At 72.9% G+C, this 16,987-nt stretch carries 16 protein-coding genes; 8 read left to right on the top strand and 8 right to left on the bottom strand.

The annotated features are described in order from the left end of the window. Window positions 1–135: 135 nt before the first annotated feature. From ACIBEA_RS36440 to ACIBEA_RS36410, 7 genes are all read right to left on the bottom strand, one after another. The gene (locus tag ACIBEA_RS36440) at window positions 136–1,200 is read right to left on the bottom strand and encodes an N-acetylglucosamine kinase (protein ID WP_399267503.1); all 1,065 of its coding nucleotides are present in this window, start codon (window positions 1,198–1,200) and stop codon (window positions 136–138) included. Continuing rightward, the gene (locus ACIBEA_RS36435; protein WP_399267502.1) at window positions 1,191–2,465 is read right to left on the bottom strand and encodes a 6-phospho-beta-glucosidase; all 1,275 of its coding nucleotides are present in this window, start codon (window positions 2,463–2,465) and stop codon (window positions 1,191–1,193) included. Before ACIBEA_RS36435 ends, ACIBEA_RS36440 begins: the two co-directional genes overlap by 10 nt. Before the next feature lie 7 nt (window positions 2,466–2,472). Then, window positions 2,473–3,381 (bottom strand): carbohydrate ABC transporter permease, encoded by a 909-nt coding sequence (locus tag ACIBEA_RS36430; RefSeq protein WP_399267574.1) that lies wholly within the window; start codon window positions 3,379–3,381, stop codon window positions 2,473–2,475. Window position 3,382: 1 nt separating this feature from the next. Beyond that, window positions 3,383–4,321 carry a carbohydrate ABC transporter permease gene (locus tag ACIBEA_RS36425; RefSeq protein ID WP_399267501.1) on the bottom strand — a complete coding sequence of 313 codons (939 nt, stop codon included), beginning with the start codon at window positions 4,319–4,321 and terminating at the stop codon, window positions 3,383–3,385. A 6-nt stretch (window positions 4,322–4,327) separates the two neighbouring features. Beyond that, window positions 4,328–5,665 carry an ABC transporter substrate-binding protein gene (locus tag ACIBEA_RS36420; protein WP_399267500.1) on the bottom strand — a complete coding sequence of 446 codons (1,338 nt, stop codon included), beginning with the start codon at window positions 5,663–5,665 and terminating at the stop codon, window positions 4,328–4,330. Window positions 5,666–5,829: 164 nt separating this feature from the next. Then, window positions 5,830–7,059 (bottom strand): ROK family transcriptional regulator, encoded by a 1,230-nt coding sequence (locus tag ACIBEA_RS36415; protein ID WP_399267499.1) that lies wholly within the window; start codon window positions 7,057–7,059, stop codon window positions 5,830–5,832. Window positions 7,060–7,217: 158 nt separating this feature from the next. Beyond that, on the bottom strand, window positions 7,218–8,258 hold the full coding sequence (locus ACIBEA_RS36410; RefSeq protein ID WP_399267573.1) for a mechanosensitive ion channel family protein: 1,041 nt from the start codon (window positions 8,256–8,258) through the stop codon (window positions 7,218–7,220). A 376-nt stretch (window positions 8,259–8,634) separates the two neighbouring features. Between ACIBEA_RS36410 and ACIBEA_RS36405 the strand changes: the two genes are divergently transcribed. From ACIBEA_RS36405 to ACIBEA_RS36390, 4 genes are all read left to right on the top strand, one after another. Then, window positions 8,635–9,201 (top strand): HNH endonuclease, encoded by a 567-nt coding sequence (locus tag ACIBEA_RS36405; protein ID WP_399267498.1) that lies wholly within the window; start codon window positions 8,635–8,637, stop codon window positions 9,199–9,201. A gap of 179 nt (window positions 9,202–9,380) precedes the next feature. Then, entirely contained in the window at window positions 9,381–9,632 is a 252-nt protein-coding gene (locus ACIBEA_RS36400) for a hypothetical protein (protein ID WP_399267497.1), read from the top strand. Window positions 9,633–9,645: 13 nt separating this feature from the next. Then, window positions 9,646–11,724 (top strand): 4-alpha-glucanotransferase, encoded by a 2,079-nt coding sequence (locus ACIBEA_RS36395; protein WP_399267496.1) that lies wholly within the window; start codon window positions 9,646–9,648, stop codon window positions 11,722–11,724. 20 nt (window positions 11,725–11,744) lie between these two features. Beyond that, window positions 11,745–11,981: a hypothetical protein gene (locus tag ACIBEA_RS36390; RefSeq protein ID WP_399267495.1), complete on the top strand. Its 237-nt coding sequence runs from the start codon at window positions 11,745–11,747 to the stop codon at window positions 11,979–11,981. A gap of 183 nt (window positions 11,982–12,164) precedes the next feature. Here the strand turns inward: ACIBEA_RS36390 and ACIBEA_RS36385 are convergent, their stop codons facing one another. After that, entirely contained in the window at window positions 12,165–12,653 is a 489-nt protein-coding gene (locus ACIBEA_RS36385; protein ID WP_399267494.1) for a MarR family winged helix-turn-helix transcriptional regulator, read from the bottom strand. Between the two features lie 105 nt (window positions 12,654–12,758). Here ACIBEA_RS36385 and ACIBEA_RS36380 point away from each other — a divergent pair, with 105 nt between their 5' ends. The 4 genes from ACIBEA_RS36380 to ACIBEA_RS36365 all read left to right on the top strand — a co-directional run bounded on the left by ACIBEA_RS36380 (window position 12,759) and on the right by ACIBEA_RS36365 (window position 16,952). Next, window positions 12,759–14,060, top strand: a complete 1,302-nt coding sequence (locus ACIBEA_RS36380) for an MFS transporter (RefSeq protein WP_399267493.1) — start codon at window positions 12,759–12,761, stop codon at window positions 14,058–14,060. A gap of 65 nt (window positions 14,061–14,125) precedes the next feature. Continuing rightward, window positions 14,126–15,079 (top strand): EamA family transporter, encoded by a 954-nt coding sequence (locus ACIBEA_RS36375; RefSeq protein WP_399267492.1) that lies wholly within the window; start codon window positions 14,126–14,128, stop codon window positions 15,077–15,079. A 42-nt stretch (window positions 15,080–15,121) separates the two neighbouring features. After that, a complete protein-coding gene (locus ACIBEA_RS36370) occupies window positions 15,122–16,045 on the top strand; it encodes a DMT family transporter (protein ID WP_399267491.1) in 924 nt (307 codons plus the stop codon). Between the two features lie 10 nt (window positions 16,046–16,055). Beyond that, complete coding sequence (locus tag ACIBEA_RS36365) at window positions 16,056–16,952, top strand: LysR family transcriptional regulator (protein WP_399267490.1); 897 nt, start codon at window positions 16,056–16,058, stop codon at window positions 16,950–16,952. Window positions 16,953–16,987 lie beyond the last annotated feature (35 nt).

Genomic DNA, 16,987 nt, shown 5'->3' with positions numbered 1-16,987 from the left:
CAGTATGGCCGTACTGACGGCTCAGCACAGCACCCGGTGCTGGATCTTGAAGTGATGTGCCCCCCGGCACCCCTTCACCGTCAATACGTTCCTACGGGCGCCACAGTTCCAGACATGACCCGGCTCGGGGCGGGTTCACCCGAAATGGGCACGGAGTTTTCCGTACGCGGCAGCCGGCGCACCGATCGCGTCCAGCCCCAGCAGCCCCGCGCCCAGCACCGGCGGCGCGGTCACCACCGACACCCGGGCCAGCGGGGCCCGTTCGGCGAGCCCCGCCCCGACCCGGTCGTTGAGCCGGGCGTGCCCGGCCGCCAGGACGCTGCCGCCCAGCAGTACGGGCGCCTCTTCCTCCAGCAGGTCGAGCCGCTCCAGCGCCACCGCGGCCAGGGCCACGACCTCGTCCGCCTGCCGCTCCACCAGCGCGCGCGCCGCCGGGTCACCGGCCCCGGCCACCGCGAAGAGCACCGGGACCAGCTCGTGCGTACGCTCCGGGGCGATAGCGCCCAGGTGCACGGCCTCGATCAGCTCGGTCATCGACGTCAGCCCGAAGTGCTCGGGCAGGGCCGTGGCCAGCGCGGTCGGACCGCCCCGCCCGTCCTCGGCCCGGGCCGCCCACCACATCGCCTCGGCGGCGAGGCCGCCCCCGCCGCCCCAGTCGCCGGAGAGCTGGCCCAGCGCCGGGAAGCGGGCGGTGCGCCCGTCGGGGCGCATGCCCACGCAGTTGATCCCGGCGCCGCAGACCACGGCGACCCCCAGCGGTGGCCCGCTGCCCACCAGACCGGCCCGCAGGATGGCGAAGGTGTCGTTGCGGACCTCGACGGTCCGCCCCCACCCCCGGGCCCGCAGGCCCTCGGTCAGCGCCTCCTCCTCGACCGGGAGGTCCGCGCCCGCCAGACAGGCCGACACGTGGGCGACCCCGTCCACGGAACCGGAACCCGAACCGGAACTGGAACCGGAGTCGGAGTCGGGGTCCGCCAAGTGGGCCGAACCCACCGGCAGGCCGAGGGCCCGGGCCTTCGCCCGGGCCTCCTCCAGGGCCGGGGCGATCGCGTCGAAGGCCGCCGCGACGCCGACCGCCTGCGGGCGGAAGCCGGGCCCGCGCGCGGTGACGAGCACCGACCCGTCCGCGTCGACGAGGGCGAGGTCCGTTTTGCTGTTGCCCGCGTCGACGGCCAGCAGCACGGTGCCCCTCACGCCCATGCCAGGTGCTCCTTGTTGTGCGCGAGGAGCCGGTCGGTCAGTCCCTCGGCCAGGTCGAACTGCCCGACCAGCGGGTGCGCGAGCAGCGCCTTGGCCACGCGCTCGCGACCGCCGCGCAGCGCGGCGTCCAGCGCGAGGTCCTCGTACGCCGTGACGTGCGCGATCAGTCCCGCGTAGAGCGGGTCCAGCCGGGGCACGGCCAGCGGCACCGGGCCGGAGCGGTCCACCCGCGCCTGCACCTCGATGACGGCGTCGTCCGCGAGGAACGGCAGGGTGCCGTTGTTCAGCGTGTTCACCACCTGGATGGAACTGACGGGGCTGCCGCCGTCGCCCAGCAGCGCCGCCGCCAGGTCCACCGCGGCCTCCGAGTAGAAGGCGCCGCCCCTCTTCGCCAGCAGTGCCGGCTTCTCGTCGAGCGCGGGATCGCCGTACATCGCCAGGAGTTCCCGCTCCATCGCGGCCACCTCGGCGGCCCGCGAAGGCTTCTCGCCCAGCTCCCGGACCACCTCGTCGTGCGTGTAGAAGTACTTCAGGTAGTACGAGGGCACGACGCCGAGCCGGTCCAGGACCGCCCGCGGCAGCCGCAGATCGGCGGCGACCGCGTCCGCGTGCTCCGCGAGCAGCCGCGGCAGCAGGTCCTCCCCGTCGGGGCCGCCGCGGCGCACCCCGAGCTCCCAGGTGAGGTGGTTCAGGCCGACGTGGTCCAGGTGCAGCTCACTGGGGGGCACGTCGAGCAGCGAGGCGAACTGCCGCTGGAGGGTGATCGCGACGTTGCACAGGCCGACCGCCTTGTGCCCGGCCTGGAGCAGGGCGCGGGTGACGATCCCCACGGGGTTGGTGAAGTCGATGATCCAGGCGTTCGGGTTGGTGCGCCGGACCCGCTCGGCGATGTCGAGGACGACCGGAACCGTACGCAACGCCTTGGCGAGCCCGCCCGCGCCGGTGGTCTCCTGGCCCACGCAGCCGCACTCCAGCGGCCAGGTCTCGTCCTGCTGGCGGGCCGCCTGTCCGCCCACGCGCAGCTGGAGCAGGACGGCGTCGGCGTCCGCGACCCCGGCGTCCAGGTCGGAGGTCGTGGTGATCGTCCCGGGGTGGCCCTGGCGGGCGAAGATCCGCCGGGCCAGCCCGCCGACGAGCTTCAGTCGGTCGGCTGCGGGGTCGATCAGCACCAGCTCGCCGATCGGCAGGGTGTCGCGCAACCGGGCGAACCCGTCGATCAGTTCGGGGGTGTAAGTGGAACCGCCACCCACTACTGCGAGTTTCATGTTTTTCCTAGCCTTTCACTCCGGTCAGGGTGACGCCCTCGACGAACGCCTTCTGGGCGAAGAAGAAGAGGACGATCACCGGGGCCATGACCAGCACGGTCGCGGCCATGGTCAGGTTCCAGTTGGTGTGGTGAGAGCCCTTGAAGGACTCCAGTCCGTAACTGAGGGTCCAGGCGGCCGGGTTGTCGGAGGCGTAGATCTGCGGGCCGAAGTAGTCGTTCCACGCGGCGAAGAACTGGAACAGCGCGACGGCGGCGATGCCGGGCTTGGCCATGGGCAGGACGACCCGCAGCAGCGTCCGCAGCTCCCCGCAGCCGTCGACCCGCGCCGCGTCCAGGTACTCGTCCGGGATGGTCAGCAGGAACTGGCGGAGCAGGAAGATGGAGAAGGCGTCCCCGAACGCCATCGGGATGATCAGCGGCCAGAGCGTCCCGGACAGGTCGAGCTGCTTGGCCCAGAAGAGGTACATCGGGATGACCACCACCTGCGGCGGCAGCATCATCATCGAGATCACCAGCAGCAGCGAGAGCCGCCGGCCGCGGAAGCGGAATTTGGCGAGGGCGTAGGCGACGGGCACCGAGGACACCACGGTCAGCAGCGTTCCGAGCCCCGCGTACAGCAGGGTGTTGCGCCACCACAGGAGGAACCCGGGGGTGTGCCACACCTTGGCGTAGTTGCCCCACTCCCAGGTGCGGGGCCACAGGTCGCGGGTGAGCGCCTGCTGGTCGCTCATCAGCGAGGTGAGGAGGAGGAAGACGAAGGGGAGGACGAAGAAGAGGGCGGCGGCGACGCCGAGGGAGTGCACGGCGATCCAGTGCAGCACCTCCTTGCGGCGGTGGCGGGCCGCCGCCGGGCCGATCGGCGCGGCGGGCGGGGCCGTCTTCGGGGGCACGGTCGTGCCGGTGGTCACGGCCATCTCAGTCACCGGTTCCGATCAGTCCGCCACGGCGCCGCATCAGGAGCGCGGTGAAGGCCATGGAGAGGGCGAAGAGGACGAGCGCGAGCACGCAGGCGGTGCCGTAGTCGGAGCGTTGGAAGCCGACGTTGTAGATGAGCTGGGGCAGGGTCAGCGTGGACTTGTCCGGGTAGCCCGGCTCGAACTGCTGGCCGGAGCCGCCGATCACGCCGGCCGCCACCTTCCCCGCGACCAGCGGCTGCGTGTAGTACTGCATGGCCTGGATGATCCCGGTGACCACGGCGAACAGGATGATCGGGGAGATGTTCGGCAGGGTGATGTGCCGGAACCGCGCCCAGGGCCCGGCCCCGTCCAGCTCCGCGGCCTCGTACTGCTCCTTCGGTACGTCGAGGAGCGCGGCCATGAAGATGACCATCAGGTCGCCGATCCCCCACAGCGCCAGCGCGGTCAGCGCGGGCTTGGACCAGTCGGGGTCGGTGAACCAGCCCGGCGCGGGCAGCCCGAGCGCCTCCAGCCAGGTGTTGACCGGCCCGGTACCGGGGTTGAGCAGGAAGACGAAACCGAGGGTCGCGGCGACCGGCGGGGCCAGGTAGGGCAGGTAGAAGAGGGTGCGGAAGACCCCGGCCCCCGTCTTGATCTTCGTGATGAGCAGGCCGACGCCGAGCCCGAAGAGCACCCGGCAGCTCACCATGACCACGACCAGCCACAGGGTGTTGCGCATCGCGGGCCAGAAGAGCGGGGAGTCGGAGAAGATGTACGACCAGTTGTCCAGCCCGTTGAGGACCGGCGGACGGAAGCCGTCGTACTTCGTGAAGGAGAAGTACAGGGTGGACAGCAGCGGGTAGGCGAAGAAGACGGCGAAGCCGATCAGCCACGGGGACATGAAGGCCGTGGTCCGCAGGGCGGACCTGCGCCGCTTCGCGCTCAGGGTGTGGTTCATCGTGGGCTACTCGGCCTTCGCGATGTCCGTGTCGATCTGCTGGGCGGTCTTGGCGAGCCCGGCCTGGAGGTCGCCGACCGCACCCTTCTCGACCCCGTACGCGAAGTCGGCGAAGGTCAGCTGGTAGGTGCCGCCGTCGGGCTGGGCCGGGGTGGTGTTGGACTTCGCGTGCTTGGCGATGTCGATGAAGGTCTTGAACTGCGGGGACACCTGGAGCTTCGGCGAATCCATCGCGGCCAGCGTGGAGGGGACGTTGTGGATGTCGTTGGCGAAGGCCACCACCGCGTCGGTGTCGGTGGTCATGTACTTCACCAGCTCCCAGGCCGCGTTCTGCTTGGCGCTGCCGGAGGCGATGCCCATGATCGTGCCGGACAGGTAGCCCTTGCCGTAGTCGTCCTTCTGGTCGTCCGGCACGGGCAGCGGCGCGGTGGCGATCTCGAAGCCGACCCCGGCGTTCTTCGCCATGTCGGCCCGCCACTCGCCGTCGATCTGCATGGCGACCAGCCCCTTGTTGAAGGGGTGTTCGGCGCTCCACTCGTCACCGAACGTGGTGCGGAACTTCTCCAGCTTGTCGTAGCCGCCCAACGTGGCGACCAGGTCCTTCTGCGCGGTCAGCATCTTGGCGAAGGCCGGGTCCTTGGCCAGGTTCGACTTCCCCTCGGCGTCGAAGTACGTCGGGCTCCACTGCGCGGCGAGCCGCATCGGGGTGGTCTCGTAGCCGTGGAAGGTGGGCATCAGGCCGAGCTGTTCGTAGCTGTCCCCGCGCTCTTTGGTGAGCAGCTTCGCGTCCTTGACGAACTCGCTCCAGGTCTTCGGCGGTTCGGTGATCCCGGCGGCGGTGAAGGCGGTCTTGTTGTAGACGAGGCCGTAGGCGTCGTTCAGCAACGGCAGCGTGCACTGGTTGCCCTTGAACTGGGTGTAGTCCAGCAGGGTCTTGGGGAAGACCTTGGTCTTGTCGATGCCCGCCTTGGCCAGGAAGGGGGTCAGGTCGGCGAAGGCTCCGGAGGCGCAGAACTTGCCGACGCTGTCGGTGCTGAAGGAGGACACCACGTCCGGGGCCTTGGCACCGCCCGCCCGCAGCGCCTGGTTGACCTTCTCGTCGGTCATGTTGCCGATGACCTTGACCTTGATGTTCGGGTGCGCCTTCTGGAAGCGGTCGATGCTGCCCTGGATGGCCTTGACCTCACGGGGCTCCACCCAGCCGTGCCAGAAGTTGAGGGTGACCTCCTTGTTCGGGTCGTCGGAGGTGGCGGCGCCGCTCTGCCCGGTACACCCGGTGGCGAGGGCGGATATCGCGGCGAAGGCGGCCGCGAGGGTGGTGAGGCGGCGGGTGCGTCCGGGCATGGCGGTGTCTCTCTCTGCGCGGGGAACGTCCGGTCGGGGTCCAGCGGGAGAAGCGGGAGGTGCGGGTGGTGCGGGTGGAGCTGGCGGTGCGGCAGGTGGGGCCGGTGGAGCCGGTGGAGCCGTTGGTCTGCGGGGGCGCGCCGGGGCGCGGTGGGGCGGGCGGATCAGCGGGAGGTGTCGAACACTTCGTCGCGGGTGGCGGCGAGCGCGCTCTCCAGCGCGCCGCGCAGCACGGGCCGTGTGCGCACCTCGCCGGTGACCAGCCGGGGCCGGGACGGGGCGAGGTCGGCGAGCTCGGTCTCGATCAGTTCGCGCAGCAGGTCCCCGCCCGCGGTGGTCACGGCACCGGAGAGCACCACGATCTCCGGGTCCAGTACGGAGACCAGCGAGGCGAGACCGGTGGCGAGCGCCGTGGCGTACGCCTCCAGCAGCCGCAGGTGCGCTCCTGTGGGTTCGGCGGCGGCCCGCTCCAGCAGCGCCACCGCGCTGGCCACCTCGGCGGCGTGCCCCGGAGTGCCCGGCGCGGGCGGCTCCGTCCACGGCATCTCCAGGCCCAGCCCGGCGGCCAGTGCGGGCAGCACCTCCACGCCGGCCAGCTCCTGGTAGCCCCCGGAGTTCTCCCGGGTCACGTGGCGCACCAGCGGCCGTCCGGGCACCGGCAGGAAGCCGACCTCGCCCGCGCCGCCGGTCCAGCCGCGGTGCAGCCGTCCGGCGATCACCAGGGCGGCGCCGAGGCCCTCCTCGTTCCACAGCAGGACGAAGTCCTCGTGGCCGCGGGCCGCGCCCAGGCGCTGCTCGGCGATGGCGGCGAGGTTCACGTCGTTCTCGTACTCGACGGGCATGGGCAGCGCCGCCGCCAGCTCCTCCAGGAGGGTGGGGGAGTGCCAGCCGGGCAGGTGGTCGGCGTAGCGCAGGACCCCCGTGCGCGGGTCGAAGGAGCCGGGGGAGGCGATGACCAGGCGGTGGACGTCGCCGCGCTGGAGCCCGGCGGCCTTGACGGCGTCGCCGAGCGCCTGGGTGACCTGGTCGACCACGGGGGTGCCCGGGCCCGGGTTGGGCAGCTCGCAGCTGCCCACGACCTCACCGGTGAGGTCGGCGACGGCGGCGACGATGCGGCCCGGGGTGACGTCGAGCCCGGCGGCGTACGCCGCTCGCGCGTTGATCGCGTACAGCTGGGCGTTGGGTCCGGGGCGTCCGGTGGCGGTGCCGGTGGCCACGACCAGCCCCCGGGCTTCCAGCCGGGCCAGCAACTGGGAGGCGGTGGGCTTGGAGAGACCGGTGAGCCGGCCGATCCGGGTCCGCGACAGGGGGCCGTGGGCCAGCAGCAGGTCCAGTGCGGCGCGGTCGTTCATCGCGCGCAGCAGACTGGGGGTTCCGGGGGTGGTGCTGGCCATGGGGTGTTCTCTCCCTGACGCAGGTGTGAACTGTTAGGTAAGTTTCCTATCAGCTGTCGGCCCATGTCAATGGCGGTGCGACAACGACGCTGCCCCCGCGGGGAACGACCTGCGGGGGCAGCGGTGGGGAGGCCGCGCGAGCTGCGCGGACCGCCCGCCTACTTGGTGATGCGGGGCATTCCCGGTCCGACGGGGGGCGGGATGGGGGTGGTGGCCATCGACTGCGGCGAGGCCGGGTTCGCCAGCGCGGACGGCGCGGCGACCGCGGCCGACGGGTCCGCGGCGTCCTCCTCGTCCGCGGCGGCGGGCAGTCCACCGACGATCCCGATGCCCGCGTCGTCGAAGGCTTCCTTGATCCGCCAGCGCAGCTCGCGCTCCACCGAGAACTGCTGGCCGGGCATGGTCTTCGCGGAGACCTTGACGGTCATTGACGCGAGGAGCACCTCGTCCAGCCCCAGCACCTCCACCGGGCCCCAGAGCCGCTCGTCCCACGGCGTCTCCTTCGCCATGGACTCCGCGACCCCCCGGATCGCCTCGCGGATCCGGCCCATGTTCTCGGACGGCTTGACCTGGACGTCCACCCCGGCCGTCGACCAGCCCTGGCTGAGGTTGCCGATGCGCTTGATCTCGCCGTTGCGGACGTACCAGATCTCGCCGTTGTCCCCGCGCAGCTTGGTGACCCGCAGGCCCACCTCGACGACCTCGCCGGAGGCCACGCCCGCGTCGATCTTGTCCCCGACGCCGTACTGGTCCTCAAGGATCATGAACACGCCGGACAGGAAGTCCGTCACCAGGTTCCGGGCGCCGAAACCGATCGCCACACCGGCCACACCGGCGCTCGCCAGCAGCGGGCCGAGGTTGATGTCGAGGGCGCCGAGCACCATCAGCCCGGCCGTGCCCAGGATCAGGAAGGACGCCACCGAGCGCAGCACCGACCCGATCGCCTCGGAGCGCTGGCGCCGGCGCTCGGCATTGACCAGCAGCCCGCCCAGGGCCGTGCCCTCGACGGCCTCCGCACCGCGGTTCATGCGGCCTATGAGCTTGGTCAGCGACTTGCGGACCACCGAGCGCAGCGCCGCCGCTATCACGATGATCAGCAGGATCTTCAGGCCGAGGAACAGCCAGTCGGCCCAGTTGTCCTGGATGAAACCGGCGGCGTTGTTGACGCTCTGGGTTGCTTCCTCGGTGTTGCGGGGCACGACGGGTACGTCGTCGGCCGGCGGATACGGGGCGGCGGGCCAGGGCACGGCAGGAACCTCCAGGCGTAGCGGTCTGCCCGGCGAGGACACCCCCGGACGGGGTCCGGGCGGATGCGCGGGCAGACCAACCACACTAACGGGGCAATCCCCGTGACCCCGTTGTCGTGTTCCGGGGAGAGAGGGGACTCACGTCCGGACGGCGTCGATGTGCCGTCGTCGTGTCACCGACCTGCCGCCGACGTGCGGCCGATGTGGGCGAAAACACCTCCGACCCGTTACGGGCGCGTGGTGGCGCTTCGACCAGCGGTGAGGAGAGACTGGAAGGCAGATCGTCCCGGCGCGAGCCACGCGCCGCCGGCGTACAAGGAGGCAGTCCGTGCCGCACGTCCTGGTCCTCAATGCGTCGTACGAGCCCCTCGGCGTCGTACCGCTCCGCCGTGCGCTGGTCCTCGTCCTGGAGAACAAAGCGGTCTCCCTGGAGGAATCCGGCGCCTTCCTGCACAGCTCGACGAGGGTCGTCCCCGCGCCCAGCGTGGTCAGGCTCAAGCGATTTGTGCGGGTCCCCTACCGGGGGCCCGTTCCACTCACCCGGCGCGCGCTCTTCGCCCGTGACGGCGGGCGCTGCATGTACTGCGGGGCCGTCGCCACCAGCGTCGACCACGTCATCCCGCGCAGCCGGGGCGGTCAGCACGCCTGGGACAACGTCGTCGCCGCGTGCCGCCGCTGCAACCACGTCAAGGCCGACCGGCACCTGCTGGAACTGGGCTGGCGGCTGCGCCACCAGCCCGCCCCGCCGTCGGGGCTGGCCTGGCGGATCATCGGCACCGGGCACCGGGACCCGTGCTGGATGCCCTACCTCCAGCCGTACGGGGCCGCCGACGCGCTCGACCGCATCGGCGTGGCCGCCTCCGACCCGGCCCGCATCGGCGCGGCGGCGTCCTGACCCCCGGGCGAGGGCGAAGGGGTGGGCACGCCCGCCGCGTCGCGGAGGCTCGGGTTCCGTCGGAGGCGGGCGTTCTGGTCGGGAACGCCTGGAATGCGGCACGGCCGGATGGGTAGGGCTGCGGTGTTCCCCGTAACGGGTTCCGCCCGCGCGTCGTCAGCCATGCGAGGAGTACCGCCGTGAACGCCCGCCCCACCCACCAGCCCGCCCGCCCCGCCCGCTCCAGACCGGCCTCCGCCGTGTCCGTCGTGCCCCTGCTCGCCCACCTGCCCCGGCGGCTCTCCGTGACCGAGGGCGCCGCCTTCGGCCCGCTGACCAGCGAGTCCCCGCTCGCCGACACCGCACACGCGCCGCTCACCAGCGAACCGCCGCTCACCGACGAGGCTCCGCTGACCAGCGAGCCGACCACCCCCGCCGCCGCTGCGGGTTAGCCGAGGGATACGCATGGACCTGGCCCGGCTCGCCGCCCACCACGGGGTCGCCACCTCGTACCACCCCTCCGAGGGCGTGACGGTCCGGGTGCCGGAGCGGACGGTCGTGGCCGTGCTCGGGCTGCTGGGCGTCGACGCCGGGACCCCGCAGGAGGTGCGGGCCGCGCTCGCGCGCGCCGAGCGGGAGGCGGCGGAGCGGCTGCTGCCGGTCACGCTGGTGCACTGGGCGGGCGCCGAGCCGCCCGCCGGCCTCGCCGAGCTGCCGCCGGGCACCGAGGTCCGGCTGGTGCCGGAGGCGCAGGAGGCGCAGGAGGGGAGGGCGGGCGAGCCGCTGGTCTGGGAGATCGGGCCGCAGGGGCCGCTCCCGGCCGCCGGGCTGCCACTGGGGGTGCACCGGATCACGGTGACCCGGCCCGACGGGCGGACCGGCGCGGCCACCTTGATCGTGGCCCCGGACCGGGCGCCGGCCGCGCCGGAGCGCGCCCACGGGCTGCTGGTGCAGCTCTATTCGCTGCTGTCCGAGGACTCCTGGGGCATGGGCGACCTCGGGGACCTCGCGCAGCTCGCGCGCTGGGCCGCGCGCACCCACGGCGCCGGCTTCGTCCAGGTCAACCCGCTGCACGCGGCGGTCCCCGGCACGCCGACCGACCCCTCGCCCTACCGCCCCTCCTCGCGCCGCTTCCCCGACCCGGTGCACCTGCGGATCGAGGACCTCCCCGAGTACGCCGCCTGCCCGGACCGGGTGGCCCTGGCCGAGCTGGCCGCACGGGGTGGGCAGCTGCGCCGCCTGGTGCTGGAGAAGGACGCCCTGATCGACCGGGACGCGGTGTGGGCCCTCAAGCGGGCCGCCCTGGAGCTGTTGTACACCGTCCCGCGCGAGGCGGACCGCGAAGCCGCCCTGGAGCGGTTCCGCGCGGAGGGCGGGCCCGCGCTGGCCCGGCACGCCGAGTGGTGCGCGCTGGCGGAGCGGTACGGGGCCGACCCCGCGACCTGGCCCGCGGACGCCGCGGCCGGGCCCGCGGAGCTCGCCTTCCACGGCTGGCTGGCCTGGCTGACCGACGCGCAGCTCACCGCCGCCCAGCGCGGGGCGCGGGAGGCGGGGATGTCCGTGGGCATCGTCCACGACCTCGCGGTCGGGGCGCACCCCGAGGGCGCCGACGTGCGGGCCGCGCCCGGTACGTACGCCACCGGTGCCTGCGTCGGGGCCCCGCCCGACGCGTTCAACGCGCGCGGGCAGGACTGGGGGCTGCCGCCGTGGCGCCCCGACCGGCTCGCGGCCTCGGGCTACGCGCCCCTGCGCGATCTGCTGCGCGGGGTGTTCCGCTATGCCGGGGCGCTGCGGATCGACCACGTCATGGGCCTGTTCCGGCTCTGGTGGATCCCGCGGGACACCCCGCCCGCGGAGGGCACGTACGTCTCGTACGACGGCGAGGCCATGCTCGCGGTCCTGGTGCTGGAGGCCCACCGGGCCGGGGCGCCGGTCGTCGGAGAGGACCTCGGGACCGTGGAACCGGGGGTCCGCGAGGCGCTCGCCCGGCGCGGGGTGCTCGGCACCTCGGTGCTGTGGTTCGAGCGCGACTGGGCGGGCGGCGGCGCCCCGCTGGCGCCGGCGCACTGGCGCGCGGACTGCCTGGCCACCGCCACCACCCACGATCTGCCGCCCACCGCCGCCAAACTGGCGGGGGCTCACGTCGAACTGCGCGACCGGCTGGGCCTGCTGACCCGTCCGGCGGAGCTGGAGCGGGCCGAGGACGCGGCGGACACGCAGGAGTGGCTGGCGGTGCTGGACCGGCTCGGTCTGGACACCAAGGGCGAGGAGGCCGCCGTACGGGCCCTGTACGGGTTCCTGCTGCGCACCCCGGCCCGGTTGGTCGGCGTGTGGCTGCCGGACGCGGTGGGCGACCGGCGGCCGCAGAACCTGCCGGGGACCTGGGACCAGTACCCCAATTGGCGGCTGCCGGTGGCCGACGGGAGCGGACGGCCGCTCACGCTGGAGCGGATCGCCGCCTCGCCCCGGGCGAACGCCCTGTTGAGCGCGGTGCGGGAGGGCGCGCACCCCCGTACGGCACCCCCGGGCGCGCGCGCTGTTTAGGTGTTCGCTACGTTTGCACCGTGGACAAGAAGAACGCTCTGCGCGCCGGCGCTGTCACGGCCGGAACGACGCTGATGATGCTGCTGATGACGTCTCCCGCGCTCGCGCTGACCCGCGACGACGGTGACGACCCGGGCAAGGGCCTGAGCATTGCCGAGACGCTCGGCCTGTTCGTGGCCGCGCCGATCGTGCTGTTCCTGGTCATCGCGGGCCTCGTGATGGTCGGCGACAAGTCGCGCAAGACGCAGGAACAGTAGGACCAGTACGACTGACGTAGGGCCGGCCCCGCGGGGTCGGACCTGACGTGGCTTCCGGGGCGCCGGAGGTCCGCAGCGCGGTACGTGACGCTTGACGCGTGACGTACCGGTGGCACTGTGGACCTCCGGCGCCCTTTCGGCGTGCCATCAGGGACTGCCGAGCCCTCAGAGGTCGCAGTGCCCTCAGAGGCTGCCGTGCAGTTTGCGCAGCAGGGCGATGAGGGTGGTGACCTCCTCCTCGTCGAGGCCTTCGAGGCCCGCGCGCTGGACCTCCAACCCCGCGGTGACCGCCTCGTCGATGAGGGCGAGGCCGCGCTCGGTGACCGTCACCTGGAGCCCCCGCCGGTCGTGCGGATCGGGGCTGCGGCGCAGCAGCCCGGCCTTCTCCAGCTTGTCCAGCCGCCCGGTCATGCCGCCCGTGGTGAGCATGAGCGTGGCCGAGAGCTGGCGCGGCGAGAGGGTGTAGGGCTCGCCGGACCGGCGCAGGGTGGCGACGACGTCGAACTCCCCGCGGGAGATGCCGTAGCGGGCGTACGTCCGGTCCATGGCGTCGCCCATCGCCCTGCTGATCCGGTAGATCCGGCCGAAGACGGCCATGGGGGTCACGTCCAGATCCGGGCGGACCGCGTTCCACTGGGCGGCTATCGCGTCGACCGCGTCCTTTTCGCTCATGCGTCGCAGTATCCCGAGTCCCTTGGATAGATCGCAAGAAGGTAGCTTGACGGAAAGTAGCTTAAGGGTAAGCTACTTCCTAACAACCTACTTGGGGGAGCGGACGTGTCGGTGAAGCGGCGACGGGCGGCAGTGGAGCGGGTGGCGGGGGAGCGGGAGCTGCTCGTGGCGGCGGGGATCAACGCCGTCGGGATCGGCATGTACATACCGTTCACGCTGGTCTTCTTCCGGCACGTCACCGGGCTCTCGTTCGCCGCCGTCGGCATGGTGCTCACCGTCACCGGCCTCGCGGGGCTGGCGCTGATGCCGCTCGCGGGCACGGCCGTCGACCGGTTCGGGGCCAAGCCCGTCGTCCTGGTCTTCTACGGGATCCGGACGCTCGGCTTCCTCGCCTACCCCTTCGCCACCTCACTGCCCGCCTTCGCGGTCGTCGCCCTGTTCACCGCCCTCGCCGACCGCTCCTTCGCCCTCGTCCAGCAGTCGCTGATAGGCGAGGTGGCGCGCGGCGGGGCCCGGGACCGCCTCCAAGCGTCCCTGCGGGCCCTGCAGAACGCCGGGATGGGCGCCGGAGCGATGATCGTCTCCGGCGTGCTGGCCCTGTGGGGAACGGGCGGGTTCTCCTGGACCGCCTGGGCCAACGCCCTCGCCTTCGCGGCGGCCGGACTGCTCGTCAGCCGGGTCCGCCCGGTGGGCGGCCCGGGCGCGGCGGCCGAGCGGGCCGTGGGGGCGGGGCGCCCGGCCGTCGGGTACCGGATGGTGCTGCGCGACCGCCCCTTCCTCGGCCTGGCCGCCGCCAACTTCCTGACCGCCCTCGGCTACTCCGCCCTCTCGGTCCTCTTCCCGCTGTACATCGCCACCTGGCTGCGCGGCCCCGACTCGCTCACCGGTGCCGCCTTCACCCTCAACACCGTGCTGTGCGCCGGGGCGGGCGTCCTGATCGCGAGCCGGGTACGGCGCTCCGGCGCCCGTCGGACCCGCTCCGCCGCCCTCGGGTCGCTGCTTTTCGCCGCCGCCTTCGTCGGTCAGATCGTGCTCGGGACCGTGCGCCCCGGCTCGACCGGCCTGTTGATCGCCCTCATGGCGATCGTGGTCGTCTACACCGTGGGCGAGCTGGTCCACAGCCCCTCCGGCGGCGCCCTGTCGGTCTCCGCCGCCCCCGAGGCGGTGCGCGGCCGCTACCTCGCCACCTACCAGCTGTCCTACTCCCTCGCCGGCGCGCTGGCGCCGTCCCTCTTCACCGCGCTGCTGAGCGTCGACGGCCGACTGCCGTGGGCCGTGCTCGCCGTCGCCGCGGTCGGCGCCGCCGCGGCCCTGGTCCGGCTGGAGCGTCACCTGCCGGACGAGGCCGTGTACGCCGAGCCCCCGGTCCCCGTCGCCGCCCCGGCGCCGGCGTCCGTCGCCGCCTGACCCCGCGCCACCCCTTCTTCGTCACCCCTGTCCCGCATCCCGCATCCCGTTCGAGGAGTACCGCCATGAAGCGCCTCGCCACCGTCGCCCTGACCGCCCTCGCCCCGATCTCCTGGGGTTCCACCTACGCCGTCGCCACCGAGCTGCTGCCCCCCGACCGGCCCCTCTTCACGGGGGTGATGCGGGCCCTGCCCGCCGGGTTGATGCTCATAGCCGTCGCCCGGATCCTGCCCAAGGGCGCCTGGTGGTGGAAGTCCTTGGTGCTGGGCGCCCTGAACATCGGCGCCTTCTTCCCGCTGCTGTTCCTCGCCGCCTACCGGCTGCCGGGCGGGGTCGCCGCCGTCCTCGGCTCGCTCGGCCCGCTCGCGGTCATCGGGCTCGCCGGGCCGCTGCTGGGCGAGAAGGCCAGTACGAAGTCACTGCTCGCCGCGATCGTGGGGGCCTTCGGGGTCAGCATGGTCGTGCTCAAGGCCGGGGCCGCGCTCGACCTGGTCGGCGTACTCGCCGGCATCGCCTCCGCCGCCTCGATGGCGGCCGGAACGGTCATGACCAAGCGCTGGGGTCGTCCCGAGGGCGTGGGCCCGCTGGCCCTGACGGGCTGGCAGCTGACCGCGGGCGGGCTGTTGCTCCTGCCCGTCGCCGCCCTGGTCGAGGGGGCCCCGCCCGCCCTCGACGGCAAGGCCTTCCTCGGCTACGGCTACATGATGCTGATCAACACGGGGATCGCGTACTGGCTCTGGTTCCGCGGGATCGGCCGGCTCACCGCGACCTCCGTGACCCTGCTCGGCCCGCTCTCGCCGCTCACCGCCGCCGCCATCGGCTGGGCCGCGCTGGGTCAGGCGCTCTCCCCGGTCCAGGTGGCCGGGATGGCGATCGCCTTCGCGGCGACGCTCGTGGGCCAGCTGCCCGCCCGCACCCGCAAGGCCCGTACCCGCGCCCCGCTCGAACCGTTCACGATTGCTGAACAGAACGATCGAAACATTTCGATGGACCTGGTCAATGGGCAGGTGCGACGGTAGCACCGGAAACCACCCGCACCAGATCCCAGGGGGAGACACACAGTGGCCGTCATGGACCGCGTCCGTACCGCTTCGAAGGCACAGCAGGGCAGCGGGAAGAAGGGCGTCGCCGGGCTCGGCGTGCTCCTCGCCCTGATCGCCACGGTCGTCTGGTCCGGCAGCTTCGTCGCCACCCGGGACATGGCGGACTCCGTCCCGCCCGTCCAGGCCGTCTTCTGGCGCTGGATCATCGCGATCCTCGCCGTCGCCCCCTTCGCCACCCGGCAGGCCTGGCGGCAGCGGGCCCTGATCCGCCGCCACTTCGGCTACATCGCGCTCGCCTCGCTGCTCGGCATAGCGATGTACAACACCCTGGTCCACCAGGCCGGGCTCACCACCCCCGCCGGCACCATGGGCATGATCATGGCGGCCTCGCCGGTCATCATGGCCGTCTACTCCCGCCTCGGTGGCGAGAAGCTGGGCCCGCGCCGCACCGGCGGCATGCTGCTCGCCGCCTTCGGCGTGCTGCTCCTCGTCGGCCACGGCTCACCGGGCTTCGACTTCGCCGCCGGCGACCTGTGGATGTTCGCCGCCGCCCTGTCCTTCGCCTCCTACAGCGCGCTGCTGCGCCGCAAGCCCGCCGAGATCGGCGGCCCCGCCTTCCTGCTGACCACCTTCGTCCTCGGCGCCCTGATGCTCGCCCCGCTCTACGCGGTCTCGGTCCACGTGCAGGGCGGCTTCGAGGTCGCACCCGGTACGGTCGGCCCGCTGCTCTACGTCGGGGTCTTCTCCTCCGCCGTCGCCTTCTTCGCCTGGAACAAGGCCGTCTCGCTGATCGGCGCGGCCCGCGCGGGCGTCGTCTACTACCTCCAGCCGGTCTGCGTCGCCGTCCTCGGCTTCCTCCTCATCGGCGAACGGACCAGCCCGACCGAGCTGCTGTGCATGGCGCTGATCCTGGGCGGTGTGACCCTGGGTGCCCGCCGGTAGGTTCGGTCCCATGCACGACTGGGACATCAAGAAGCTGCGGATCCTGCGGACCCTCGCCGAACGCGGGACCGTGACCGCGACGGCCGAGGCGCTGAACATGACGCCCTCGGCCGTTTCGCAGCAGCTGACCAACCTCGCCAAACAGCTCGGGGTGGGACTGCTGGAGGCGCAGGGGCGCCGGGTCCGGCTCACCGACGCCGCGCACCTGGTCCTGCGGCACACCGAGGCGGTCTTCGCCCAGCTGGAACGGGCCGACGCGGAGTTGGCCGGCTACCTGGCCGGTGAGGCGGGCGAGGTCCGGGTGGGCGCCTTCTCCACCGCCGTCCCCGCGCTCGTGGTCCCGGCCGTCGCCGCGCTGCGCCGCAGTCATCCGGGGATCGAGGTGCGGGTGCGGGAGGCGGAGGCCGCGGAGGCGTACGAGCTGCTCTCCGCCGGGTCGGTGGACCTGGCGCTGTCCCTGGCGGCCCACGCGCCGACCGCCCGCGACCCGCGGTTCACCCGGATCCCGCTCTTCGCGGACCCGCTGGACGTGGCGCTCCCGGCGGACCACCGGCTGGCCGGGGTGGCGGGGCTGCGGCTCGCGGACCTGTCCGGGGAACGGTGGATCTTCGGGGGCAGTGGTCCCTGGTCGGAGATCACCCGCACCGCGTGCGAGGCGGCGGGCTTCGTCCCGGAGCAGGCGCACTCGGCCGCCGGGTGGACGGCGATCCTGGCCATGGTGGAGGCGGGGATGGGGGTGGCGCTGGTGCCGCGGATGGCGGTGGCGGGGCGGGCGTACGAGGTCGCGGTGCGGGTGCTTGAGGCGGATCGGCCCGCGCGGCACGTGATCGCCGCGCTGCGGCGGGGGGCCGAGGCCGCGCCCGCGGTGGCCCGCGTCCTGACGGCCCTCCGCGAAGCGGCCCCCTAGCCACCCCGCTCGCCTCAAACGCCGGCGGGGCTTGA

This window comes from Streptomyces sp. NPDC051555, from assembly GCF_044454405.1.
Classification (GTDB): Bacteria; Actinomycetota; Actinomycetes; order Streptomycetales; family Streptomycetaceae; genus Streptomyces.
Note: the sequence above shows the minus strand (reverse complement) of the source record. Positions and strands in the feature narration are given on the sequence as shown.